This is a genomic window from Candidimonas humi (genome assembly GCF_019166065.1).
Lineage (GTDB): Bacteria > Pseudomonadota > Gammaproteobacteria > Burkholderiales > Burkholderiaceae_B > Candidimonas > Candidimonas humi.
Genome location: NZ_JAHTBN010000004.1, coordinates 86,065 through 107,177 on the forward strand (window position 1 = coordinate 86,065; position 21,113 = coordinate 107,177).

Here is a 21,113-nt window from a genome sequence, read left to right on the forward strand (position 1 = left end):
CCCCTCCCGTTTGCACAGGCTTATTCTTCTGCATTTGCTGCCTATCTATCCGCTTAATGAGAATCATTTGCCTTAATGTTCGCGCTGTGACATCATAAGCGCCTTGCGCGCTTATTGCATTCGAATCACTGGGTATATCTAGGGCATGCTCGTTCCGTTTCTCATTATGCTTCGCGAAGGTATCGAAGCAGCCTTGATCGTGGGCATCGTTGCCGGCTACCTGAAGCAGACCGGGCGTGGGCAGTGGCTCGGCGTGGTCTGGCTGGGCATATTGCTGGCCGCGGGCCTGTCGCTGTTCGTCGGCGCCGCGCTGCAGTTCGCCAGTGCCGAATTTCCCCAGAAACTCCAGGAATTGTTCGAAGCCCTGGTCGGCCTGCTGGCCGTATGCGTGCTGACTTCCATGGTTTTCTGGATGCGCAAGGCGGCCCGCTCCATTGCCAATGAATTGCGGGCCTCGGTGGACGCCGCGCTGGCACAGCCGGGACACAAGGCCTATGGCCTGATCGCCATGATCTTCTTTGCGGTCGCGCGCGAAGGGCTGGAATCGGTGTTTTTCCTGCTGGCTACTTTCCAGCAGAGCGAAGGCCTGGCCGCGCCGCTCGGCGCCTTGCTCGGGCTGGTCTGCGCGGCGGTCATCGGCTATGGCATCTACGTCGGCGGCGTGCGGCTCAACCTGCGGCGCTTCTTCCGCTGGACCGGCATATTCATCCTGGTCGTGGCGGCGGGCATCCTGGCCGGCTCGATCCGTGCGCTGCACGAGGCGGGCCTCTGGAACCATTTCCAGAGCGTGGTGGTCGACCTGAGCGGCATCCTGCCCGTGGGCAGCGCCGTCGGTACGCTCTTCTCGGGCATATTCGGCTACCAGGACACGCCGACGGTCAGCGAGGTGTGCGCCTATAGCGTGTTCCTGGTCGTCACTTTATATCTGTTTTTGCGTCCGGCACGGGTCCCCGCCGTGGCGGCGGAGTACTCGCGGTCATGAATCAACGCTCCAATCCGGCCGCTGCGGCCCCTTCGATGCGCGGCCTGCGCCTTGCGCTGCTGTTTGCCGTGCTGTTCGTGCTGGCCGGATTCGTACTTTTCTATATAGGCACGCGTCACGCCCAGCTCAACCGCGCGAGCGAAGACCGCGTCGTGTCCGTGGAAGTGGGCGCGCACGCCTGCACCCCCGAGAACCTGACGGTGCCCGCCGGCAAGACCGTGTTCCGCATCCAGAACACCTCGGATCGCGCGGTGGAATGGGAAATCCTGGACGGCGTGATGGTGGTCGAAGAGCGCGAGAACATCGTGCCCGGCTTCACCCAGACGCTGACGGCCAACCTGGCGCCCGGCGATTACGCCATTACCTGCGGCCTGCTCAGCAACCCCCGCGGTCGCCTGCACGTGACGCCGACCGAGGCCTCGCAAGCCAGCATGGCGGCGGCGCCCTCGCTGGCCGATTTCGTCGGCCCGCTGTCCGAATACCGGGTCTATCTGGGAACCCAGTCGGCCGCGCTGGCGCAGGCCGCCCGCAAGCTGGCCGACGCCATCGAGGCGGCGGATTCGACCCAGGCGCGTGCCGCCTACCTTGCCGCGCACCAGGCCTATGCCCGCGTCGGGCCGGTGGCCGGCTTGTTCGCCGATCTCGACCATCGCCTGGACGCCAGCGCGGCGTATTTCGACCAGCGCGAGTCCGATCCCGCGTTCAGCGGATTCCGCCGCATCGAATACGGCCTGTATGCGCAAGGCCAGCTCCAGTCCCTGGTGCCGGTGGCCCGGGCGCTGGTGGCGGACGTGGACACGCTGTCCGGCCGCATCGACGAACTGTCTCTCAAGCCCGCCCAACTGGCGACCCTGGGCGCCAGGCGCCTCGAACAAATGGCTTCGGCGCTGGACGTCAAGCCCGAGCCCTACGCCCAGGACGGCGTGGCCCAGGCCGCCGCGACCCTCGACGGGGTACACGAGATCTACAGGCTGCTGCAGCCGCTGCTCAAGAACCAGGCCGCGCTCGAAAAATCGGTCGCCGATGGCTTCGCGGCGGCGGCCGGTACGCTGCAGCCCTTGCGCGATGCTTCGGGATACCCCGATGATGCCCGCGTCGCCCCGGCCGTGCGCGCTACGCTGGCCAAGCAGTTGCACGCGCTGTCGGCCGATCTCGGACGCATCAACCCCGCTCTCGGACTTTGATTGAACGGGTCGGCGCAATGAAGCCTTGGACCGGCCTGGTGGGCGTACCCTTGCTGCTCGCCCACGCAGCGATCCTGCGCATTGCCGCCACCGCCCGGACCCATGAATGCCAGGGAATTCCATGACAAAACCTACTGTTGATACCCTCGAAACACTCGGTTCGCCCAAACGCAGGCGCTTGCTGGCCGGCGCGGGGGCGCTGGGCGGAGCCCTGGCCGCCGACCTGGCGCGCGCGGCCCCGTCTGCCCAGCCCGCTGCCCGGCCCGCCTCCGACGAGGCGATGGTTACCGATGCGCCCACTACCGGCGCCAGCCTGCAGGATAAATATCCCTTCCATGGCCTGCGCCAGCAGGGCATCACGACGCCCCGGCCGGCCTCCGGCATGGTGGCAGCCTTCGACGTGCTGGCCAGCGACCGCGCAGGCCTGGAACGTTTGTTTCGCACCTTGACCGAGCGCATCGCCTTTCTTACCCAGGGCGGCCCGGTGCCCGAGATCGACCCGAATTACCCGCCGCCCGATTCGGGCATCCTGGGGCCGGTGATCACGCCCGACGGCCTGACGATCACCGTGTCGGTGGGCGAGTCGCTGTTCGACAAGCGCTTCGGCCTGGCTGCCCACAAGCCGCGCCACCTGACGCGCATGACGGGTTTTCCCAACGATGCGCTGGTCGAGAGCCTGTGCCACGGCGATTTGTTGCTGCAGTTTTGCGCGCACACGCCGGACTCGAACATCCATGCCCTGCGCGACATCGTCAAGAATACGCCCGACCTGCTGTATCTGAGGTGGAAGCAGGAAGGGACGGTGCCTACCGTTCCCGCCGTGGCCGGCCAGCGTCCCGGCAGTGCGCGCAATCTTCTCGGTTTCCACGACGGCACGGCCAACCCCGATTCGCGCGACGAGCACATGATGGACCGCGTCGTCTGGGTCGGGCCGGAAGACGGCGAGCCAGCCTGGGCCACGCATGGCAGCTACCAGGCCGTGCGCCTCATCCGCATGTTCGTCGAGCGCTGGGACCGTACGCCGCTGCAAGAACAGGAATCCATCTTCGGACGCCGCAAGGCGAGCGGGGCGCCGATGGACGGCAAGAAGGAATTCGACGAGCCCGACTACAGCCGTGACCCCAAGGGCAAGGTCACGCCGCTGGATTCGCACATCCGCCTGGCGGATGACCGTACGCCGGAATCGCGGCGCCATCTCATTTTGCGCCGGCCGTTCAATTACTCGAACGGTGTGGCCAAGAACGGCCAGATGGACATGGGGCTGCTGTTCATCGTGTACCAGGCCAATCTCGCCGAGGGGTTCATCGCAGTACAGAGCAAGCTCAATGGCGAGCCTCTGGAGGAATACATCAAGCCGGTCGGCGGCGGTTATTTCTTCGTCTTGCCGGGGGCCGAGCGCGAGGGCGATTTTCTAGGGCAGGGGCTGCTGCGGGCCTGAGGGGCCGCGGGGCTTTACTTAAATATCAAATAGGCTGTATTTCACAATCTGGGAGAAACAAGCAATGAGCATAAAAACGGGCCTGGCGGCCTTGTTGGCAGTCGCTTCCTTGTGCGTGGCGACGGTAGCCGGCGCGGCGGTCTCGCCGCTGGATCTGGTCAAGCCGATCGCGGATTACAAGGTATATGTCTCGAAAGAAGTCGGCCAGCTCGTCACGCAGACGCGGGCCTTCACCGATGCCGTCAAGGCGGGCGACCTGAAAAAGGCCAAGGAACTGTACGCGCCTACGCGCACGCACTACGAGTCCATCGAACCCATCGCCGAACTCTTCAGCGACCTGGACAGCTCCATCGACTCGCGCGCCGACGATCATGAAAAACGCGAGAGCGACCCGGCGTTCACCGGCTTCCACCGCATCGAATACGGCTTGTACGCCAAGAACAGCACCGAGGGCCTGGCGCCCTTTGCCGACAAGCTGATGAAGGACGTGCTCGAATTGCAGAGCCGCATCAAGACGCTGGTGTTCCCGCCCTCGAAGGTGGTGGGTGGCGCCGCGGCGCTGATGGAAGAAGTTGCGGCGACCAAGATCTCCGGCGAGGAAGACCGCTACAGCCACACCGACCTGTGGGACTTCCAGGCCAATGTGGACGGCGCCCAGGTGATCGTGAAGTTGCTCGATCCCCTGATCCGCAAGCAGGATCCGGCTTTTGCCGACAAGATCGCGAAGAATTTCGCCACCGTCGACGCCATTCTTGCCAAGTACAAGACGCCCCAGGGCGGCTTCGAGACCTACGACAAGCTGACGTCCGCGGACCGCAAGGCGCTGGTCGGCCCGGTGCAGACACTGGCCGAAGACTTGTCGCGGCTGCGCGGGCTGTTCGGCCTGAAATAAGCCAGCCGGCAGCAAGACGGCGCGCACGCCCTCGGGCGTGCGCGCTTTTTTTTATATCTCGGCCAGGCGCCGCAGCACGGTTTCCCGCCCGATCAGGGCGAGCACGGCGTCCACCGCGGGCGTCTGTTTGCGTCCGGTGACGGCCACGCGCAACGGGATGCCGAGCTTGGGCATCTTGATGCCCCGGGCTTCCAGGACATCGTGCACCACCCCGGATATCGCTTCGGTAGTCCATACGGGCAGCGCCGCCGCGCGCTGCGCGAAATCCTGCAAGACGGCACGTGCGGCTTCGTCGAGGTGCTGGGCGCGCAGCGCCTCGTCGGCGGGCTGGTAGGGGCCGCAGAACAGCATGGCCGCCTCTGCCAGTTGGTTCAGGGTTTCGGCGCGTTCCTTGAGCAGGCCCATCGCCGCCGCCAGGTCGATCGCGGCCGGGTCGCCGCCCAGGGCCGCGATGCGCGGGGCCACGCGTTCGGCCAGTTGCGCATCGGGCATCTGCCGGATGTAGTGGGCATTGACCCAGTTCAGTTTCTTGGGGTCCCACTGCGCCGCCGATTTGCTCAGGTGGCGGGTGTCGAACCACTCGATCAGTTGCTCGCGGCTGAACAGTTCGTCGTTGCCGTGGCTCCAGCCCAGACGGGCCAGGTAGTTCATCATGGCCTCGGGCAGGTAGCCTTCGCGGTCGTATTCCATCACGTTGACCGCGCCGTGGCGCTTGGACAGTTTTTCGCCATCGGGCCCGAGTATCATGGGCACGTGCCCGTACTGCGGCAGCTCGGCGCCCAGCGCGCGTAAAATATTGATCTGCCTCGGGGTATTGTTGACGTGGTCGTCGCCGCGTAGCACGTGGGTGATGCGCATGTCCCAGTCGTCCACCACGACGCAGAAATTGTAGGTCGGCGTGCCGTCGGGCCGGGCGATGATCAGGTCGTCGAGTTCGGCATTGTCGAAGCTGATCGGGCCCTTGATCAGGTCGTTCCAGCCGGTGGCGCCTTCCTGGGGGTTCTTGAAGCGCACCACGGGCTTGCGCCCTTCGGGTATGGGCGGCAGCACTTTGCCGGGCTCGGGGCGCCAGGTGCCGTCGTAACGCGGCTTGGCGCCGCGCGCACGGGCCCGTTCCCGCATGGCTTCGACTTCTTCAGGGCTGCTGTAGCAATGGTAGGCGGTGCCGGCGGCCAGCATTTGCGCCACGACCTCGCGGTAGCGGTCCATGCGCTGCATCTGGTAGTAGGGGCCTTCGTCGGGCTGCATTTCCAGCCACTGCATGCTGTCCAGGATCGCCTGCACGGCCTCGGGCGTGGAACGTTCCAGGTCGGTGTCCTCGATGCGCAGCACGAACACGCCCTGGTGATGGCGGGCATAGGCCCACGAGAACAGGGCGGTGCGGGCGCCTCCCAGGTGCAGGTAGCCGGTGGGCGAGGGCGCAAAGCGTGTGCGGACGACAGGGGTTTGGGCAGAGGTCATGGTGTATCGTGGTTCGGCCGTCGGCCGCGGCATGGCCGCGGTGCGATGGCATCGTAGGTAAAACAGTATTTTAGTGTGAACGCGCCCGGCGTCCGGCTACGGTCCGGCCGGCGGGTGCGATCCAGCCAATCAGGAATCCGGATAAAGCATGTTGCGACATCGTCTGGCGGCCCTGTTCGAGCCGCAATCCCTGCTGGTGCTGAGCGATCGGCGCCTGCCCATGGAGGATGCCGAGTCATCGGCGCCCGCGGCCGCGGGCGCGCAGGGCAGCCCGACCCATGTCCGCCTGTGGGCCGGGCGCAGCAGCTTCGTGAGGGCGCCGGCGGACGGGCCTATCGAGCTGAGCGAGGCCGACATGGCTTTTGCCTGGGGAGGCCGCGCCGATCTCGCGCTGGTGTGCGTCGCTCCGGCGCGCCTGCCCGAGGCGCTGCAGGCCGTGCGCGCGGTGCGGCCGCACTGCCTGATCCTGCTGCCGCAGGGGCAGCCCTCGGCCGACCGCTTGCAAGACATGGCTTATTGCCGCGCCTGGGGGCGCCTGAACGATTGCCTGGTGCTCGGCCCGAATTCCTTCGGCGTGCAGCGCCCGCACCTGGGCCTCAATCTCACGCATCAACCTGTGCCCGCCCTGGCCGGCCGCGTGGCGCTGGTGGCCCAGTCGCGATCCATCACCGCGGCGGTGCTGGACTGGGCCGAGGACGTCAATCTCGGGTTCTCGGCAGTGGTATCGGTGGGCGACGAGGCGATCATCGACGTGTCCCAGGTGCTGGAATACCTGTCCATGGACGCCCACACCGACAGCATCGCCCTGTACGTCGAGGACGTCGATTCGGTGCGGGCCTTCGCCAGTGCCTTGCGTGCGGCAGCCAGCGTCAAGCCCGTGGTGGTGCTGCGCACGGGGCGTGCCGCCGATCCGCAGCACGATGCCGTGTTCAATGCGCTGCTGAGGCGCGTGGGCGCAGTGCGCGTAAGCTATTTTGTGCAATTGTTCTCGGCGCTCAAGGTGCTGGGTTATGCCCGGCGCCCGCGCGGCCGCCGCATCGCCTTGCTGGCCAACGGCAATGGCGCGACGCACCTGGCCCTGGACATCATGGGGCCGGCTGCCGCGGTGCTGCGCGCCGAATTCTCCGCGCCCACGCTCAAGACTTTGCGCGAGCTGCTCGAGCCGGGTGCGGAGACGCACAATCCGGTAGTTACCCATGCGGCCCTGGATCCGGCCCGAGTGGCGCAGATTCTTGGCGCGCTGGTCGAAGACTCCGGGGTGGACGGCGTGCTGGTGCTGCTGGCGCCCGATCCCCTGAGCGATATGTCGGCTGTCGCGCGGCAACTGGCCACGCTGGCCCCGCAGGCGCGCAAGCCCATCATCACCTGCTTCATGGGGGACGCCAGCATGCGCGGCTTGCGGCATCTGCTCGACGATGTGGGCACCCCGGCATTCCGCACCCCCGAGACGGCGGCCCACGCCTTCGGCATCCTGGCCGCCTACCACTACAACCAGGTGCTGGCGCAGCAGACCTTGCCGCCTGAACCGCTGGATCGTCCGCCGCGCGTGGACGAGGCGCGCGCTGTCTTGCGCGCCGCGCGCGCCGCCGGCCGCACCCGGCTCGGCGCCGCCGAGTGCCAGCAGGTGCTGGACTGCTTCGCCATTCCGGTGCGCTGCGACGCCCCGGCCCGGGATCCGGCGCTTGCGGCCGAGATCGCCACCCCCATGGCGATACGCGTGAAGCGCGACGCGCGGCTCGGACCCTATGTGCAATTCGGGACGGGCGACGGCAGCCTCGACCAGGTCCACGACCGGGCCATAGACCTGCCGCCTTTCAACAGTTTCCTGGCGCGCCAGTTGGTCGAGCGCAGCGCGCTCTGGCGCCGCGTCCTGTCGCGCCAGATGAGTCCCGCGGCCTTCGAGCTGCTGCGCGAGGCGCTGGAACACATATCCAACCTGGTGACGCTGCTCGACGACGTGGAATCGCTAAGCATCGAGCCCTTGTATGCGGGCTCGACCCACTTGCAGGCCGGCGCCATAGACTTGAAGCTCACGGCCCGCGCCGCGGAGCAATTGCCGGAACAGTCGGGTTACCGGCACATGGCGATTCACCCGTACCCGGCGCGCCTGGTGCAGTATCGGCATTTTGCCGACGGCCAGCCCTGGACGCTGCGGCCGATACGTCCGGAAGACGCCGAGCCCCTGCAAAACTTCGTGCGCGGCCTGTCCGATGAATCGCGCTACATGCGCTTCGTGTCCATGCTGCGCGAACTGACCCCGCGCATGCTCGAGCGCTACACGCGCATCGACTACGACAAGGAACTGGCACTGGTGGCCACCATGCAGGTGCCCAATCCCGAACATCGCGGGCACCCGCGCGAAGAGATCATCGGCTTCGCCCATTACCTGCGCAACGCCGACGGGCGCGGCGCCGAATATGCGCTGGTGATCGCCGACGCCTGGCAGCGCCGCGGCCTGGGCATGAGCCTGATGCAGGCGCTGATCGAGGCGGCCCGCTCGCAGGGCCTGACCTATATAGACGGGCTGGTGCTGGCGTCCAACCACGCCATGCTGAGCCTGATGACGCGCCTGGGCCTGCGCAACGACGGCGATCCCGAGGACCCGACCATGCGGCGCGTCTGGCTCGATCTGGGAGAAGGCTCGGGCGGCTGAGCGCCGCGCGCTTGCCGCGGCGCGGTCTGGCTCAGGGTGAACAGGCCCTAGGCCAGCACCCGCCTCAGGTAGGCGCCGATATCGGCGATTTCGTCCGCGCACACCGAGTGCGGCATGGGGTAGGTCTTCCAGCTTACGTCGAACCCCGCCTCGGCCAATATATGCTGCGAGGCCTGCCCGCGCGCCAGTTGTACCACCGGGTCGAAGAGGCCGTGCGCCATGAAAATGGGCGTGTCCAGGTTGGCGTCGCTGTGCTCGGCCGCGAAGGTATCCGCCAGCGGCAGGTAGCCGGACAGCCCGATCATGCCCGCCAGCTTCTGCGGCAGGCGCGTGCCGGTGTGCAGCGTCATGGCGCAGCCCTGCGAAAAGCCGGCCAGCACGATCTTGTCGGTCGGGACGCCGCGCTGGTTCTCGCGCTCGATCAGGGCGCGCACCGCCAATTCCGATGCGCGTATGCCGCCGGCGTCCTCGCGGGCGCCCGCGGCCAGCAGCGTGATGTCGTACCAGGCGCGCATGGCCATGCCGTTGTTCAGCGTCACCGGCCGCACTGGCGCGTGCGGAAAGACGAAACGCACGGCGGGTGCCGCCCCCAGGCGCAGTTCGGGGACTATGGGAGCAAAATCGTGGCCGTCGGCGCCCAGGCCGTGCAGCCAGATCACCGCATGGCTCGGGTTCGGCGCGGTTTCGATTTCCAGGCAGTCCAGTAGCGGAGCGTTCATGCGGTTTCCTGTGTCGATGGGCTGTCCCCGTCCTGCGCCTCGGCCAGGGCCTTCAGGGCCTGGAACAGCGCGCGGTAGTGCTTGCGCTGGGGTTCCTGCCCGGGGCCCAGTGCGGCGTTGTTCTGGGCTTCTTTGCGGCCCGCGCGGATCAAGGTGCGCAGTTGCTGTGTATCGGCGCCAGGGTATTCGTCCAGCAGCTTGGTCAGCGCCTGGTCGTCGCGCAGCAGCAGCTCGCGCAGGCTTTCCAGGCGATGCATGGCGGCGGTCTGCTCGCGCGAACCGTTTTCCCAGGCGTCGAGGCGGCTGCGGATGGCATCGGCGTCGGCGGCGCGCATCAGCTTGCCGACGTAATGCACCTGGCGGCGCCGGCCTTCGCGGCCCGGGGTGCGCTGCGCCTCGCGGATCGCGTCGTACAGCTTTTCTTCCAGAGGCAGCTCGCGCAGCCTGTCGGTGGACAGCTCCACCAGGCGCTTGCCGAGATCCAGCAAGGCATGCATCTCGCGCTTGACCTGCGATTTGCTGGGACGCTCGGCGTCGGTTTCGATGGGTTCCGTGGGGTGATTGGGCATGGCGGGGACGAAAACATTCTTCTTTAATTGGCTATGATAACCGCCTGACCTGAAAGAGCAGGATTGAAAGAGCCGCAATGACCCAACATACACATTCATATACCCGTCTGCCCATAGCCGAAAACCAGGCGCGTTTCCGCGAACTGGTGGAACAGGCCTTGCGGCACGCCCGCAGCGTGGGCGCCTCGGACGCGGCGGCCGAAGTCTCCGAAAGCAGCGGCCTGTCGGTGTCGGTGCGCAATGACGACATCGAGACCGTCGAGCAGACCCGCGACCGGTCGCTGGATGTCACGGTGTTCGCCGGCCAGCGGCGCGGTTCGGCTTCCACTTCGGATTTCTCCACCAAGGCGGTGCAGGAAACCGTCGAGGCCGCCTGGCATATTGCGCGCTATACGGCGGAAGATCCGGCCGCAGGCCTGCCCGAGGCCGAGCTGCTGGCGCACGACTATCCCGACCTGCACCTGCATCATCCCTGGGACATCTCGTCGCAGCAGGCGGCCGAGCTGGCCCTGCAGGCCGAGCGCGCGGCGCGCGCCACCAGCCGTCTCATCACCAACACCGAAGGCGCCTCCGCCAGCGCCTACGAAGGCCATTTCGTGCTCGGCAATTCGCGCGGCTTCATGGGCGGCTATCCGTATTCGCGCCACGGCCTGTCGGTGGCGCCCATTGCGGGGCGCGGCGCGCACATGCAGCGCGACTACTGGTACAGCTCCGAGCGCGATCCTGCCCGGCTGGCCGATCCGGCCGCCTTGGGCCGCTATGCGGCGCAGCGCACACTGTCGCGCCTGTCGGCGCGGCGCGTGGCCACGGGCCGCTACCCGGTGCTGTTCGAGGCGCCGCTGGCCGTCGGCCTTCTGGGGGCGCTGGTGCAGGCCACCAGCGGCGGCGCGCTGTATCGCAAGACCAGCTTCCTGGTGGATTCCATGGGCAAGCAGGTAATGGCCGGGCACCTCGACGTGGCCGAAGACCCATACGTGGACGGCGCCATGGGCAGCTCCCCGTTCGACGACGAAGGCGTGCGCACCCAGGCGCGCGAGGTCGTGGCCGGCGGCGTGCTGCAAGGCTATTTCCTGTCCAGCTACACCGCCCGCAAGCTGGGCATGCGCACCACCGGCAATGCCGGGGGCTCGCACAACCTGGCCTTGTCCTCGCGCCTGACGCGCCCGGGCGACGACCTGTCGGCCATGCTGCGCAAGATGGGCCGGGGCCTGCTGGTGACCGAACTCATCGGCCAGGGCGTGAACTATGTCACCGGCGATTATTCGCGCGGCGCCTTCGGCTACTGGGTCGAGGACGGGGAAATCCGCCACGCCGTGCAAGAAATCACCATCGCCGGCAATCTGGCGGAAATGTTCAGGCAGGTTGCGGCGGTAGGCGCCGACACCATCACGCGCGGCTCCAAGACCACTGGTTCCATACTCATCGAGCAGATGTCGATCGCCGGTACCTGATATGGGTCTTTAGCGGGACGGCGGGGGAAAAAGAGGCAAGGGCGCCTTGCCTCAGACCCCCAGGTAGGCCTGCAGCACCCGCGGGTGATTGAGCAGTTCCTTGCCCGAGCCCGACAGGGCCATGCTGCCGTTTTCCAGCACGTAGCCGCGCTGCGCTATCTTCAGGGCCTGGCGCACGTTCTGTTCGACCAGGAACAAAGTCAGGCCGTCGGCGTTGATGGAGCGCAGGGCGCGGAAAATTTCCTGCACCACGATGGGCGCCAGGCCCATCGACGGCTCGTCCAGCAGCAGCAGGCGGGGCTTGGCCATCAGCGCGCGGGCGATGGCCAGCATTTGTTGTTCGCCGCCGGACAGATTGCCGGCCACGCCGTCCAGGCGTTCTTTCAGCCTGGGAAACAGCGCGAAGACGTAGTCGAAATCCTTGGGCGTGCCGCTGTTGCCGCGGCGATAGGCGCCCAGTTCGAGGTTCTCGCGCACCGTCATGGTGGTCAGGATGGCGCGGCCTTCGGGCACCTGCACGATGCCGCGCGCCACGATCTGGTGCGGCGCGAGCCGCGTGATGTCTTCGCCTTCGAAGATCACCGAGCCGGAAACTTTGGGCAGCAGGCCCGACAGCGCCAGCAGCGTGGTCGATTTGCCGGCGCCGTTGGCGCCCACCAGCGCGGTGATGCCGCCGGGTTCCAGCGCCATGTCGATGCCGCGCACCGCCTCGATGTGGCCATAGTGCACGGTCAGGCCGCGCACCTCGAGCGCGGCCGCCGGCCGCTGCGCGGCGTCGGCGCCCGCAGGCGTTGCGTGCACGGCTGGGGCGGGCGCGCTCATGCCTGCACCTCCGTGGCCGCGTCTTCTTCTTCGTCGTCGCGGCCCAGGTAGGCCTCGATGACCTCTTCATTGTTGCGTATGGCTTCGGGCTGGCCGAAGGCGATGATCTTGCCGAAGTTCAGCACGGCGATCTGGTCGCACAGCCCCATGACGAAATGCATGTCGTGTTCGATCATCAGGATGGTATAGCCGCGGGCGCGTATGGCCTGGATTTCATGCATGAGTTCGGCGCGCTCGCCGGTATTCATGCCCGCCACGGGTTCGTCCAGCAGCAGCAGCTTGGGCTCGGTGGCCAGGGCGCGAGCCAGTTCCAGGCGGCGCTGTTCGCCGTAGGAAAGATTGTCGGCCAGGTCGTGGGCCTTGTGGTCCAGCTTCATCCAGCCGAGCAGTTCCATGGCGCGTTCGCGCGCCTGGGCTTCCTGGCGGCGAAACGCCGGCAGCCCGAACAGCAGCGACGGCACGCCGTACTGCATGTGCCGATAGGCGCCCACCACCACGTTCTGCAGCAGCGTCATTTCCTTGAACAAGCGGATGTTCTGGAAGGTGCGCGCGATGCCCAGGCGCGTGATGCGATGCGGCTTCAGGCCGATGAGATTCTGGCCGTCGAAGGTGATGCGTCCGCCGTTGGGGGTGAGCAGGCCCGTGATGATATTGAACACGGTGGTCTTGCCCGCGCCGTTGGGGCCGATCAGTCCGAAGATCGAGCCCTGCGGGACCTTGATGTTCACATCATGCAGGACGTGCAGGCCGCCGAAATGCATGGAGATATTGGAGAGTTCAAGCACGGCGCTTGCCTCCCTTGCGCAGCCATTGCGCGTAGCGGGCCGGATCCCAGATGCCGCGTGGCAGGAACAATACGATCAGCACCAGGATCAGGCCGTTGGCGACCAGGCGGAAGCTGTCGAAGCCGCGCAGCACTTCGGGCAGCAAGGTGATGATGGTGCTGCCCAGCAGCGGCCCGATCAGGCCGCTGATGCCTCCGAGTATGGTCATGGTCAGAATCTCGACGGCGCGTTCGAAGCCATATTCGTTGGGGCCGATGAAGAACGTCAGATGCGCGTTCAGGGCCCCCGCCAGGCCGGCGATGGCGCCGCCGAGCACGAAGGCGAGCAGCTTGTTGGCGCGCACGTTCACGCCCATCAGGCTGGCGGCGGTTTCGTCGCCGCGTATGGCGTCGAAGGCGCGGCCGATCTTCGATACGCGCAGGCGCCACAGCACCAGCAGCACGATCACCACGGCCAGCAGCACGTGCCACCATTGCGTCAGTTGCGGAATGCCGTTCAGGCCCAGCGCGCCGCCGGTGACCGATTCGGTGTTGAGGACGATCACCCGCACGACTTCGCCGAAGGCGAGGGTGGCCATGGCCAGGTAGACGCCCGACAGGCGTATGGTCGGCAGGCCGATGATCGCCGCCAGGACTGCCGGCGCTATCATGCCCGCGGCCAGCGAGACCCCGAACGGCGCGCCGTAGTTCATGGTGAGTATGGCCGCCGCATAGGCGCCTATGCCCATGAAAGCCGCGTTGGCGATGGACAGCATGCCGCAGACCAGGGTCAGCCAGATGGACAGGGCCAGCAGGGCATTGGTGCCCAGGGACATGACCACATTGCCGTAAATGGCCCAGAAAGTTGCCAGACTGCTCATGTCGTCACGCCTTGCGCTGCACTACTTTGCCGAACAGGCCCTGCGGACGCAGCAGCAGGACCAGGAACAGCAAGCCGAAAGCCACTGCGTCGCGCGTGGTGGAGCCGATATAGGCCACCGACAGGACTTCGGAAAAACCCAGGAACAGGCCGCCTATCATGGCGCCGGGTATGTTGCCCAGGCCGCCGAGGATGACCACGGCGATGCCCTTGCGCAATATGGGTTCGCCCATCAGCGGATAGAGTGCGTTGGAGTACAGGCCGATCAGCACGCCGGCGATGCCGCCCAGGCCGCCAGCCACGAAAGAAGTGGTAAGGAACAGGCGCTCGACGTCGATGCCCAGCAGCCACGCGGCCTTGGGCGATTCGGCGACGGCGCGCAGCGCCCGCCCGAAACGCGTGCGGCGCATGACATACATCAGCACCGCCATCAGGGCGAACGAAACGAAGATGATGCCGATCTCGACCACGGTCATGTGCATGCCGGCGATCAGCAGCGTCTGGTTGGGAACCGTGCCTTGCGGGAAGCGCAGGTTGTTGGCGCCGAAGATGCCCTGCGCCCCGTTGGTCAGTATGATGCCTATCCCTATGGTGGCGATCATGGGGATGAGGTGCGGCGCGCCGCGGTGGCGCAAGGGCCGCAGCACCAGCCAGTCTATGAGGGCGCCGAGCACCCCGGCGGCAATGAAGGCCACGATGAGGCCGGCCCACAGGGGCAGGCCCAGGGTGGCGATGGCGTAGAGCGCCGCGTAGGCGCCGACCATGAAGACGGCGCCGTGCGACAGGTTGATGATGCCGAGAACGCCGAAAACCAGCGTGAAGCCCAAGGCAAACAAGGCGTATACGCACCCTAGCGACAGGGCATTGATGAATTGCTGTTCCAGCATGCAGGTTTCCGAAGCGGCGGCGTTCTCGGCGCCGGGCGCTTATTGCTTATTTCTCGATGATGTATTTGCCATCGTGCGTCACGCTGATGATGGCGGTCTGCTTGGCGTCGTAGCCGGCAGGCTTGCCCGCCTTGTTCTTGGCTTGCGTGAATTCGAACGCGCCGGTGGCGCCGGTCCACTTGACGGCGGGCAGCGCATCGCGCAGCGCCGTGCGGTCGGCGGCCAGGTTGCCGGTGAGCTTGACCTTTTTCAGGGCCTGCGCGGCAATGTACATGGCGTCGTAGGACTGCGCCGAGAACTGGTCGGGGGCCGTATTGTACTTGGCTTTGTAGGCAGCCACGAATTTGGTGTTTTCAGGCGTGTTGTTGTCGATGGACCAGGGGCTGCCGACCCACAGGTCGTTGGAGGCTGCGCCGGGGGCCAGGTCGAAGATCTTGACCGAGTTCATGCCGTTGCCGCCGATGAAGGGCAGCTTGATGCCGAGCTGGCGGGCCTGCACCATGATGGGGCCGCCTTCGGCCAGCAGCGCCGACAGGACGATGGCGTCGGGGTGGGTACTCTGGATCTTGGTGAGCTGGGCCTTGAAGTCGACGTCGCCCTTGGCGAAGGTTTCGGTGGCGGTGACGGGGATCTTCAGGTCGGCCAGGGCCTTCTTGAAGTTGTCGTAGCCGCTCTTGGTGAAGACGTCGTCGTTGCCGTAGAGCACCGCGACCTTCTTGATGCCGAGCTTGCGCTGGGCGGTGGAGATGGTCACGGGCAGCACGTCGGCTTCGGTGACGGAATTGCGGAAGACATAGTTGCCGATGGAAGTGATGCCGTCGGCGGTGTTGGACGTGCCGAAGGCGACCGTCTTGGCAGCCTGGGCGATCGGGTCGGCGGCCTGTGCCGAGTTCGACAGCGTGGGACCGAACACCATCAGGACCTTGTCCTGGAAGATCAGTTTCTTGAAGACGTTGATGGCTTCTTCTTTCTTGCCTTGTTCGTCTTCGACGACCAGCTTGATCTTGCTGCCGTTGATGCCGCCGGCGGCGTTGATCTCGGAGGCGGCCAGTTCGAAGCCGTTGCGGATGGAGTGGCCGTACTGGGCCGCGCCGCCCGACAGGGCTTCGGCCATGCCGATGTTGATGTCGGCCGCCTGGGCCATGGAAATGCTGCCTGCGGCGATGAGGGATGCCAGGAGGATCTTGCGGGTGCTGTGCATGGTGAATGCCCTTGTATTGGTATTCAGTTTGAAATACGCGGGAATGGGTGTATCCCCGGCATTCCTGCGCCGCCTGGGCCCCGTCGGGCCAGGCAAGGATCGGATTATCACGCAATTCGTTGCGGATTGAAACCCGTGGAAAACGATAATTTAGCGGCGGTTACCTTATTTAAGAGGCGAAATCCCGGTAGCTGGGGTTTGTGGCGAAATCCGGGGCAGGCCGCGGAGCCGTCGTCAGGGGGTCGCGGCCGCGTGCCCGCAGCCTCCGGGCATGCCCCGGCCCATGCTATAGGGCTTGAAAAATCAAGGAATTATGCTATGATGGCTGGCTTTCCAGTGGTGTATGCCTTAGCCCTAGCGGCTAGATGGCGGCGGGATGGTCCCCAAACTGCAGGTTGTCGTTGTAGGTCGAACAGGGCCAACAGCAGGGCCGAACAGAGTAAGTAGGAAGCAGGGCCAACCGCCAGCAGGTCAAACTGCGGGCCGAATCAATGGCATTGCCGGGCTGAAAGAATCGTGTACGGGCGGAACATAACGCCTAGACGGGTCCCTTCAGGCGCTGGAAAACAAGCGGCGCGCTCTTATTTAAGGCGTGCATTTTGAACATTTATCAGGAACCATCATGAAGACCTTTGTGGCCAAGCCGCATGAAGTCCAGCGTGACTGGTACGTGATTGACGCCAAGGGCAAAGTCCTCGGTCGTGTGGCCAGCGAAGTCGCACGCCGTCTGCGCGGCAAGCACAAGCCGGAATTCACGCCCCACGTCGACACTGGCGACTACATCGTCATCGTCAACGCAGCCGAAATCGTCGTTACCGGCAACAAGTCGCACGACAAGAAGTACTACCGTCACTCGACCTATCCGGGCGGCATTTCCGAAACGAACTTCGAGAAAATGCAGCAGCGCTTCCCCGGTCGCGCGATCCAGAAGGCTGTCAAGGGCATGCTGCCCAAGGGCCCCCTCGGTTACGCCATGATCAAGAAGCTCAAGGTTTATGCCGGCGCCGAGCACCCGCATACGGCTCAGCAGCCCAAACCGCTGGAATTCTAAGGATAGCTCATGATCGGTAACTGGAATTACGGAACCGGCCGCCGCAAGACTTCGGTGGCTCGCGTGTTCCTCAAGAAAGGATCGGGCCGCATCGTCGTCAACGGCAAGCCCGTCGATGAATACTTCGCCCGCGAAACCGGCCGCATGGTCGTGCGCCAGCCTCTGGAATTGACCGGCCACCTCGAATCGTTCGATTTCAAGGTCAACGTGCATGGCGGCGGCGAAAGCGGCCAAGCCGGCGCGGTGCGCCACGGCATCACCCGTGCCCTGATCGACTACGACGCGACGCTCAAGCCCTCGCTGTCGCAAGCCGGGCTGGTCACGCGCGACGCCCGCGAAGTCGAACGCAAGAAGGTCGGTCTGCACAAAGCCCGACGCCGCAAACAGTTCAGCAAACGCTAAGCTGTGCGGTGCGAGGCCATGCGCCTCGCCAAGTTGCAAAAACCCCGGCTTTGCGCCGGGGTTTTTGTTTTCGGATTTTCGGATTTTCGGGTTTTCGGATTTTGGGCTTTCGAGCCCCGGGTATTTGTCCATGTACCCTGCGCAAGCCGCAGGCTTGTTGCATAATCAATCATCGGGCCCCGGCCTTTCGGGCCGGCGGGCATATATTCAACGCATATCGCATTTCTTTCTGGGTGAAACATCATGACGGCGGCATCTCCTCGGATCAAGGCAGGCATAGTGGGCGGCACGGGCTATACGGGCGTGGAACTGCTGCGCCTGCTGTCCCAGCACCCGAACGTGGAGCTCACCGTCATCACCTCGCGCAAGGAAGACGGCATGCCGGTGGCCGACATGTTCCCCAACCTGCGCGGCCGTGTCGGCCTGCGCTTCCAGACGCCCGACAGCGCCGCGCTGGACCAGTGCGACGTGGTTTTCTTCGCCACGCCCCACGGCGTGGCCATGAGTCAGGCGCAGGAATTGCTGGGCCATGGCGTGCGCCTGATCGACCTGGCGGCCGACTTCCGCCTGCGCGACACGCAAGTCTTCGAGAAGTGGTACAAAATGCCGCATTCCTGCCCGGACATCCTGGAAGAATCGGTCTACGGCCTGGTCGAACTCAACCGCGAACGCATCGCAGGTGCGCGGGTCGTCGGCAACCCGGGCTGCTACCCGACCACCGTCATCCTGGGCCTGGCGCCGCTGATCGAAGGCGGCAAGCGCCTGGTCGATATCTCGCACCTGATTGCGGATTGCAAGTCCGGCACGTCCGGCGCGGGGCGCAAGGCCGAGGTCGGCACGCTTTATTCCGAGGCCGGCGATAATTTCAAGGCCTACGGCGTGGCGGGGCATCGCCACCACCCCGAGATCCTCGAGCAATTGCGGCGCATCGCCGGCGACGGCCTGGGCCTGACCTTCGTGCCGCACCTGGTGCCCATGATCCGCGGCATGTTCTCCACGATCTACGCCCGCATCTTGCCGGAGGCCATGGACACCGACTTCCAGGCTTTGTTCGAGCAGCGCTACGCCGACGAGGCTTTCATCGACGTCATGCCCGCCGGCAGCCTGCCGGAAACCCGTTCGGTGCGCGCCTCGAATCACTTGCGTATCGCCGTGCACCGTCCGGGCGGCGGCGATCAACTGGTCGTGCTGGTGATCCAGGACAACCTGGTCAAGGGCGCGTCCGGCCAGGCGGTGCAGAACATGAACCTGATGTTCGGCCTGCCCGAAGCCACCGGCCTGGAGCACGTGGCCGTGCTGCCGTAATGGCGGCGGCGGGGAACTCCCCGGCCGCGCACCGGTCTGTGCATCCATGACGCAAGACATCAAGCCGGCGCCAACCCGTCCCGCAACGACGGGGCGGCGGCCGTGGGCGATCGTGGCTGTGCTCGTCCTGAGCCTGGCGGCCGGGGCGGCGATCGGCCGCCTCTGGGGCCGGCACGATGCCGGCCGCGATTACGCCCGCCTGCAGGCCCAATACCAGCAGAGCGTGGCGCGCAGCGCCGACGACCTGGCCGGGCTGCATGCCAAGGTCGACCTGCTGCAGGGGCAGCTCTCGGTCGAGCAGAGCACCCGCAGCGGCCTGGAAGCCAGCCTGCAGCACGCCCAGGATGAACTGGCCCGCGCGCGCGACCGCCTGGCGTTCTACGACCAGTTGCTGCCTCCCGGGCCCAAGGGCAGCATCGGCATACGCGCCTTCGAGGTGCGGGCCCAGGGCCCCGTGCTGCACTACCGCGTGCTATTGATGCGCAATGCCGCGGGCGACGCGCCTTTCAAAGGCCGCATGCAGTTCGTGGCGACGGGGCTGAGGCAGGGCAAAACGGTTAAAATAGAGTTGGAGCCGGCCCAGGCCGCCGGCGGGCAGGGCGCGCAGCCCGGCGCCCTGGCTATCGAATTCGATCAGTTTCAGCGCAGCCAGGGCTTGCTGAGCCTGCCTGACGGTTTCATTCCCCAGACCGTCACACTCGATATTTTCGAGGGCAAGACGCTGCGGGCCTCCGGCAGCGCCGACGTGCCGCTGGGCGACGGCCCTTGACCGCGTTCTTCTTTTGAACGCCATGGATTTTGCGCAAGCGAGACGCTTGCACTGGAGTAGTGCCACATGAGTACCGCGACTGAAACCGTCGATCTGCAAGAAGCCCCTCCCTCGCCCATCGTCTTCACCGATGCGGCGGCTGCCAAGGTCAAGGATCTGCTGGCCGAGGAAGGCAACCCCGAATTGAAATTGCGCGTGTTCGTGCAGGGCGGCGGCTGCTCCGGCTTCCAGTATGGCTTCACGTTCGACGAAACCATCAACGACGACGACACCACTGTCGATAAGGGCGGGGTCCAGTTGCTCATCGACCCCATGAGCTTCCAGTATCTGGTGGGCGCCGAGATCGACTACAAAGACGACCTGGAAGGCGCGCAGTTCGTGATCCGCAATCCCAATGCGGCGTCTACCTGCGGCTGCGGTTCTTCGTTCTCGGCCTGAGCGCCGCCGATTCGGCCCGCCGGGCCCTGTAGCCCCGCGGCGCCTTCGGCGCCACCCTGATGCCCTGGGCCTTGCTGTCGGGGCCTGTCAGGCGGGATAACGGCAGCCCAGCACGCTGCGATGCCGGGCGCCCGTGACGGTCGGCAGTCCGGCCGGCTTGCGTAGTTCATGGGCTTGCGCCAGCCATGCGAAGGCCAGGGCCTCTACCAGTTGCACGGGTACGTCCAGGCGCGTCGTCGGGTATACGGGCCGCCGCAGTTCCCTTTCCAGTTCGTGCATCAGCGCGCGGTTCAGCGCACCTCCTCCGCATACCAGCACTTCGCGAGTTTCCGGCGCATAGCGGTTTATCGCCTGCGCCACGGTATGCGCCGTAAGGCTTTGCAAGGTGGCCTGCACGTCGTTGTCGGCCAGCGCCTGGAAAGGCGCGAGCCGCCTGGCGAGCCAGGCATGGTTGAACAGGTCGCGTCCGGTGGATTTCGGCGGCGGCGCGTCGAACCAGGGCTCGCTGCGCAGCAGGGACTCGAGCAGGGCGGGGTCGGTGCGCCCGCTGGCGCCCCAGCGCCCGCCGGCGTCATAGTCCTTGCCGGTGCGTTCCTTGCTCCATAGATCCAGCAGCACATTGGCCGGCCCCGTGTCGAAGCCGCGCACGGGCCGGCCGGGATGCAGCAGCGTCACGTTGGCGATGCCTCCCAGGTTCAATACGGCGCGCGGTATCTCGGCGCTGCTGAACACGGCCTCGTGGAAAGCCGGGACCAGCGGCGCGCCCTGGCCTCCGGCCGCCACATCGCGGGAGCGGAAGTCGGCGATCACGTCGATGCCGGTCAATTCGGCCAGCAGCGCCGGCGCATTGATCTGCAGGCTGTAGCCCGCGGCCGGATCGTGCCTGACGGTCTGGCCGTGCGCGCCGATGGCGCGCACCCTGGCCGCCGTGACGCCGCTTTGCTTGAGCAGGTCCTGCACGGCGGCGGCATACAGCCTGGCCAGTTGGTTGCCGGCGCTGGCGGCGCGCGCCAGCTCGTTGGGGCCGCTCAGGTTCAGCGCCAGGAATTCCTGGCGCAGGCGTTCGGGCATGGGCAAGGACACATGCGCCCGGATCTGCGGCCGGGTGGCTTCCGCCAGATTGGCCAGCACTCCGTCCACGCCGTCGGTGCTGGTGCCCGACATCAATCCTATGTACAAGACTTCCTGGCTCATGGCCGACTCCCTGTCCGGGGATTCATGGTTTGCGGCAGGCCGGGCATCGGCG

At 65.9% G+C, this 21,113-nt stretch carries 20 protein-coding genes; 11 read left to right on the top strand and 9 right to left on the bottom strand.

Going from position 1 to position 21,113, the window contains the following annotated elements:
* Positions 1-145 precede the first annotated feature (145 nt).
* The 4 genes from efeU to efeO (KVP10_RS10940) all read left to right on the top strand — a co-directional run bounded on the left by efeU (position 146) and on the right by efeO (KVP10_RS10940) (position 4,496).
* Positions 146-982, top strand: a complete 837-nt coding sequence (efeU, locus tag KVP10_RS10925; protein ID WP_217964630.1) for an iron uptake transporter permease EfeU — start codon at positions 146-148, stop codon at positions 980-982.
* Positions 979-2,166, top strand: coding sequence for an iron uptake system protein EfeO (gene efeO / locus KVP10_RS10930; protein WP_217964631.1), 1,188 nt, complete (start codon positions 979-981; stop codon positions 2,164-2,166). The genes efeU and efeO (KVP10_RS10930) overlap by 4 nt, the downstream gene beginning before the upstream one ends.
* Before the next feature lie 121 nt (positions 2,167-2,287).
* Positions 2,288-3,604 carry an iron uptake transporter deferrochelatase/peroxidase subunit gene (gene efeB / locus KVP10_RS10935; RefSeq protein ID WP_217964632.1) on the top strand — a complete coding sequence of 439 codons (1,317 nt, stop codon included), beginning with the start codon at positions 2,288-2,290 and terminating at the stop codon, positions 3,602-3,604.
* Positions 3,605-3,668: 64 nt separating this feature from the next.
* Positions 3,669-4,496 carry an iron uptake system protein EfeO gene (gene efeO / locus KVP10_RS10940; RefSeq protein ID WP_217964633.1) on the top strand — a complete coding sequence of 276 codons (828 nt, stop codon included), beginning with the start codon at positions 3,669-3,671 and terminating at the stop codon, positions 4,494-4,496.
* 51 nt (positions 4,497-4,547) lie between these two features.
* Here efeO (KVP10_RS10940) and gltX read toward each other — a convergent pair whose 3' ends face one another.
* A complete protein-coding gene (gene gltX / locus KVP10_RS10945) occupies positions 4,548-5,957 on the bottom strand; it encodes a glutamate--tRNA ligase (RefSeq protein ID WP_217964634.1) in 1,410 nt (469 codons plus the stop codon).
* Between the two features lie 148 nt (positions 5,958-6,105).
* Here gltX and KVP10_RS10950 point away from each other — a divergent pair, with 148 nt between their 5' ends.
* Positions 6,106-8,610, top strand: coding sequence for a bifunctional acetate--CoA ligase family protein/GNAT family N-acetyltransferase (locus KVP10_RS10950; RefSeq protein WP_217964635.1), 2,505 nt, complete (start codon positions 6,106-6,108; stop codon positions 8,608-8,610).
* Positions 8,611-8,657: 47 nt separating this feature from the next.
* Here KVP10_RS10950 and KVP10_RS10955 read toward each other — a convergent pair whose 3' ends face one another.
* Together KVP10_RS10955 and yjgA are read right to left on the bottom strand one after the other, a co-directional pair.
* The gene (locus KVP10_RS10955) at positions 8,658-9,329 is read right to left on the bottom strand and encodes an alpha/beta hydrolase (protein WP_217964636.1); all 672 of its coding nucleotides are present in this window, start codon (positions 9,327-9,329) and stop codon (positions 8,658-8,660) included.
* Positions 9,326-9,898, bottom strand: a complete 573-nt coding sequence (yjgA, locus tag KVP10_RS10960; protein WP_217964637.1) for a ribosome biogenesis factor YjgA — start codon at positions 9,896-9,898, stop codon at positions 9,326-9,328. Before yjgA ends, KVP10_RS10955 begins: the two co-directional genes overlap by 4 nt.
* Positions 9,899-9,975: 77 nt before the next feature.
* On the opposite strand from yjgA, the gene pmbA reads away from it, so the two are divergent.
* Positions 9,976-11,349, top strand: a complete 1,374-nt coding sequence (gene pmbA, locus KVP10_RS10965) for a metalloprotease PmbA (RefSeq protein ID WP_217964638.1) — start codon at positions 9,976-9,978, stop codon at positions 11,347-11,349.
* Between the two features lie 51 nt (positions 11,350-11,400).
* On the opposite strand, the gene KVP10_RS10970 is transcribed toward pmbA, so the two are convergent.
* Genes KVP10_RS10970 through KVP10_RS10990 form a run of 5 tightly spaced genes read right to left on the bottom strand, consistent with a single transcriptional unit; the run spans position 11,401 to position 15,902 of the window.
* Entirely contained in the window at positions 11,401-12,171 is a 771-nt protein-coding gene (locus KVP10_RS10970; protein ID WP_217964639.1) for an ABC transporter ATP-binding protein, read from the bottom strand.
* A complete protein-coding gene (locus tag KVP10_RS10975; protein ID WP_217964640.1) occupies positions 12,168-12,956 on the bottom strand; it encodes an ABC transporter ATP-binding protein in 789 nt (262 codons plus the stop codon). Before KVP10_RS10975 ends, KVP10_RS10970 begins: the two co-directional genes overlap by 4 nt.
* Positions 12,949-13,815 carry a branched-chain amino acid ABC transporter permease gene (locus KVP10_RS10980; RefSeq protein WP_217964641.1) on the bottom strand — a complete coding sequence of 289 codons (867 nt, stop codon included), beginning with the start codon at positions 13,813-13,815 and terminating at the stop codon, positions 12,949-12,951. Before KVP10_RS10980 ends, KVP10_RS10975 begins: the two co-directional genes overlap by 8 nt.
* A 4-nt stretch (positions 13,816-13,819) precedes the next feature.
* Positions 13,820-14,701 (bottom strand): branched-chain amino acid ABC transporter permease, encoded by an 882-nt coding sequence (locus KVP10_RS10985; protein ID WP_217964642.1) that lies wholly within the window; start codon positions 14,699-14,701, stop codon positions 13,820-13,822.
* Between the two features lie 46 nt (positions 14,702-14,747).
* A complete protein-coding gene (locus KVP10_RS10990; protein ID WP_217964643.1) occupies positions 14,748-15,902 on the bottom strand; it encodes an ABC transporter substrate-binding protein in 1,155 nt (384 codons plus the stop codon).
* 622 nt (positions 15,903-16,524) lie between these two features.
* Here KVP10_RS10990 and rplM point away from each other — a divergent pair.
* From rplM to erpA, 5 genes are all read left to right on the top strand, one after another.
* The gene (gene rplM / locus KVP10_RS10995) at positions 16,525-16,953 is read left to right on the top strand and encodes a 50S ribosomal protein L13 (RefSeq protein WP_217964644.1); all 429 of its coding nucleotides are present in this window, start codon (positions 16,525-16,527) and stop codon (positions 16,951-16,953) included.
* Positions 16,954-16,962: 9 nt separating this feature from the next.
* Positions 16,963-17,355 carry a 30S ribosomal protein S9 gene (gene rpsI / locus KVP10_RS11000; protein WP_217964645.1) on the top strand — a complete coding sequence of 131 codons (393 nt, stop codon included), beginning with the start codon at positions 16,963-16,965 and terminating at the stop codon, positions 17,353-17,355.
* 243 nt (positions 17,356-17,598) lie between these two features.
* Positions 17,599-18,660 carry an N-acetyl-gamma-glutamyl-phosphate reductase gene (gene argC / locus KVP10_RS11005; protein ID WP_246600583.1) on the top strand — a complete coding sequence of 354 codons (1,062 nt, stop codon included), beginning with the start codon at positions 17,599-17,601 and terminating at the stop codon, positions 18,658-18,660.
* 112 nt (positions 18,661-18,772) lie between these two features.
* On the top strand, positions 18,773-19,429 hold the full coding sequence (locus KVP10_RS11010; protein ID WP_217964646.1) for a DUF6776 family protein: 657 nt from the start codon (positions 18,773-18,775) through the stop codon (positions 19,427-19,429).
* Positions 19,430-19,495: 66 nt separating this feature from the next.
* Complete coding sequence (gene erpA, locus KVP10_RS11015) at positions 19,496-19,867, top strand: iron-sulfur cluster insertion protein ErpA (protein ID WP_217964647.1); 372 nt, start codon at positions 19,496-19,498, stop codon at positions 19,865-19,867.
* A gap of 87 nt (positions 19,868-19,954) precedes the next feature.
* Here erpA and KVP10_RS11020 read toward each other — a convergent pair whose 3' ends face one another.
* Positions 19,955-21,061, bottom strand: coding sequence for an anhydro-N-acetylmuramic acid kinase (locus KVP10_RS11020; protein ID WP_217964648.1), 1,107 nt, complete (start codon positions 21,059-21,061; stop codon positions 19,955-19,957).
* Between the last annotated feature and the right edge of the window lie 52 nt (positions 21,062-21,113).